Genomic DNA, 3,385 nt, shown 5'->3' with positions numbered 1-3,385 from the left:
GCACCGCCTCGACGCGGGGCGCGAGGGCCGGCTCGCCAGCGCACCAGCGCGCCCGCGTGATCGCCTGGTGCTCCCAGGTCCACGCGGTGTTGCTGCCGCGGCCGGCCTGGTAGCGCTCGAACGACGCGATCGAGGTCACCAGCAGTCCCGAGTTGCCGTTGGGGCGCAGCGCGGTGTCGATGTCGAACAGCTCGCCGGCCGCGGTGCGCAGCGTGAGCCAGGTGATCAGCTTGCGCACGAAGGCGGCGTAGACCTCGGCGGCCTTGTCGGGGTCAGCCTCGTCGGCGTCGTCGAACAGGAACACCACGTCGAGGTCGGAGCCGTAGCCGAGCTCCTTGCCGCCAAGCTTGCCGTAGGCGACCACCGCGAAATGCGGGTCGTCGCGGTGGCGCTGCCGCAGGTGCTGCCAGGCCCAGCGGATGGCGCAGTCGAGCGTGGCGTCGGCCAGCGCGGACAGATCGTCGGCCACCTGCTCGACGCTGAGCGCTCCCTCGACGTCGCGCACCAGCGTGCGGAACACCTCCGCATGGTGGGCGCGGCGCAGCGTGTCGAGCAGCGACTCCTCGTCGGCCTGGCCGCCGCGCTTCCAGGCACTGTGGCGCTCGTTCAGGTCGCGCAGGTAGGCGGCGCGCTCGAAGCGCCCCTGCAGCGCACGGGCATCGGCCAACTCGTCGATCACACCCGGGTGGCGCATCAGGTAGCGCATCGGCCAGCGCGCCAGGCCCAGCAGTCGCAGCAGCCGGTTCAGCACCTCGGGCCGTTCGGCCAGCAGCGCCAGGTAGCTCTCGCGGCGCAGCAGCGGCTCGAGCCAATCGATGAAGCGAAGCACCGCGTCCTCGCGGATGTCGACCTCGTCGATGGCCAGCGAGGCGCGGCCGATCAGCTTGGCCAGCCGCAGCTTCGTCTCGTCGCGCAGCACGGCGACCTTCGGCGTCGCGCAGAAGCTCCGCACGCGCGCGGCGATCGCCGCCGGCAGGCGCTCGAGGAAGGCTTCGCCGTCGAGCTGGGGCGGCGGGCCGCCGCAGCTCTTGCAGCCGCCGGCGCCCGGCGTGCGGCCGTCGTGCAGCAGCGCGTCGAACTCGGTCGCGACGAACTCGCGGTGCGTGCCCAGCGTGTCGAGCAGCTCGCAGGTGTCGGCCGTGCAGATCAGCCCCATCGAGCGGGCGATCCACCGAGATCGGCATCGTCGGTCGGCAGCAGATGCGTCTGCTGGTCGTCGAGGTACTGGATGCGGTGTTCCAGCCGGCGCAGGAAGCGGTAGGCCTCGGCGAGCTTGCCGGCCGTCTCGGGCTTCATCACGCCGACCGCGACCAGCCGCTCCAGCGCGGTCAGCGTCGAGCGCGTGCGCAGCTCGGGGAACTGGCCACCGCGCACCACCTGCAGCAGCTGCACGGTGAACTCGATCTCGCGGATGCCGCCACGCGACAGCTTCACGTCGTTGGCGCGCTCGGGCCGTCCGGCGGCGCGCCGCGCCGCCTCATCGCGGATCTTGCGGTGCAGTTGGCGCAGGCCCTCGAACACGCCGTAGTCGAGGTAGCGACGGAACACGAACGGGATCACCACGTCGCGCAGCGGCAGCGCCTCGCCGCTGGTCATGGCGCTGGCCGGCGCGACCACGCGGCTCTTCAGCCACGCGAAACGTTCCCACTCGCGGCCCTGCACGAGGAAGTACTCCTCCAGCATCGCTAGGCTCACCACCGGCGGGCCGGAGTTGCCGTTCGGCCGCAGCGCGAGGTCGACGCGGAACACGTTGCCGTCCTCGGTGGTCTCGCCGATCAGCGCATAGAGCGTGCGCGCCACCTGGCTGAAGTACTCGTGGTTGCTGATCGACGCGCCGGCGCGGCTGTTGCCATGACCGGCCGTCTGGCCGTCTTCGTCATAGACATAGATCAGGTCGATGTCCGACGACACGTTGAGCTCGACCGCGCCGAGCTTGCCCATGCCCAGCACCCAGAACGCGGCCCGACGGCCGTCGGCCTTGCACGGGATGCCGTGGCGCGCGTCCTGGTCGGCGAAGGCCTGCGCCAGTGCGCGGTCCAGCGTCACCTCGGCCAACGTGCTCATGGTGAGCGTGACGGTGTCGAGCGGGGCGTGCGCCTCGATGTCGAGCACCGCCAGCCGCTCGATCACCAGCTGACGGGCCACGCGCAAGGCGGCCGGCAGGGCCCGGCCGCCGGACTGCAGGGTGTCAATCAAGGCGCCGATGGCTTCGCGTCCCGGCACGCCGGGTGGCAGCAAGGCCAACTCGGCCGGGTAGCGGCGGCGGATGCGCTGGACGAAGCGCGAATGGGCCGCCTGCGCCGGTCCGGTCGGGCAGGCGTTCACCGGGCCGTCGCCGTTGTTCGTGCTTGTTTCAGGCAGGGAACGCATCGTGTGGCCGAAGGGTCTGTGCTAGCGTGCTGCCCGTCGACGGAGCGCCAGACGCGGCATGCCGGCCACGTGGCGGGCCGTGCAGTCAGTGCGGCGCGCAAGGCGTGCGTGCTGCGCGCCCCGCCGCCCGTTCTGCCATTCGATGCCGTCCATCCCGCCTCCCGCCCCTGCCACTGTGTCACCGCCGCCGTCGGTCGCCCGCCCGCCCCGGCGACGTTCCGGCTGGGCCAGGGCAGGGCGCTGGGGACTGGCTGGCGTGCTGCTCGTGTCGAGCATCGTGATCGCGGCGTGGCTGGTTCTGCAGTGGGCGATTCTGCCGCGTATCGAGCACTGGCGTCCCGACATGGAGATGCGTGTGAGCCACGCCTTGGGCGTGCCGGTGCGCATCGGCGCGATCGAAGTCACGGATGGCGGCTCGGTGTGGCGCTGGGCCCGTTCCATCGAGCTGCGCGACGTGGTGCTGTACGAGGCACCGCAGCAGGACATCGAGCCGCGCGAGGCGCTGCGCCTGCCGAGCGTGCGCGCCGTGTTGTCGCCGTCGTCCCTGCTGCCGGGCTGGGACGGGCGCTGGCGGTTGCGCTTCGACCAGTTGCGGGTCGAGGGCGCGCGGCTCGAGGTGCGACGCGACGCGCGCGGTCGCATCCTCGTGGCCGGACTGGAGTCATCGGGCCCCGGCGATGAGGCGCGGCGACGGACTGGTTCTTCAGCCAGCAGGAGTTCGTGATCCAAGGTGGCACCCTGGTGTGGACCGACGAACTGCGGGGCGCGCCCCCGCTGTCGCTCGACGCGGTGGACCTGGTGGTGCGCAACGGCGTGCGGCGCCACGAACTGCGGCTCGACGCCACGCCGCCGGCCGAGTGGGGCGAGCGCTTCTCGCTGCGCGGCCATTTCACGCAGCCCTTGCTGGCGCGGCCGGTCGAGGGGCAGGGCGGGTTGCTGGCGCGGCCGGGCGATTGGCGCCGCTGGGTCGGCACGCTCTACGCCGACCTGCCGTCGGCCGACATCGCGCCGCTGC

Annotated in this window: 2 protein-coding genes and 1 pseudogene; 2 read left to right on the top strand and 1 reads right to left on the bottom strand. The window is 72.2% G+C overall.

Translation table 11 applies throughout. The features are described 5' to 3' along the window. Positions 1-2,370 (bottom strand): annotated as a pseudogene (glnE, locus tag x551_RS19950) (bifunctional [glutamate--ammonia ligase]-adenylyl-L-tyrosine phosphorylase/[glutamate--ammonia-ligase] adenylyltransferase); the annotation flags it as partial. A gap of 256 nt (positions 2,371-2,626) precedes the next feature. Between glnE and x551_RS19945 the strand changes: the two are divergent. Together x551_RS19945 and x551_RS25965 are read left to right on the top strand one after the other, a co-directional pair. After that, positions 2,627-3,094 carry a hypothetical protein gene (locus x551_RS19945; RefSeq protein ID WP_036250540.1) on the top strand — a complete coding sequence of 156 codons (468 nt, stop codon included), beginning with the start codon at positions 2,627-2,629 and terminating at the stop codon, positions 3,092-3,094. Next, positions 3,091-3,385, top strand: a 295-nt coding sequence (locus tag x551_RS25965) for a hypothetical protein (RefSeq protein WP_036250536.1), incomplete at its 3' end; no start/stop codon positions are given. The genes x551_RS19945 and x551_RS25965, both read left to right, overlap by 4 nt.

Source organism: Methylibium sp. T29, from assembly GCF_000576205.1.
Lineage (GTDB): Bacteria > Pseudomonadota > Gammaproteobacteria > Burkholderiales > Burkholderiaceae_C > Methylibium > Methylibium petroleiphilum.
The sequence above is the reverse complement of the archived record's forward strand: the minus strand, read 5'-3'. Positions and strand labels throughout refer to the sequence as shown.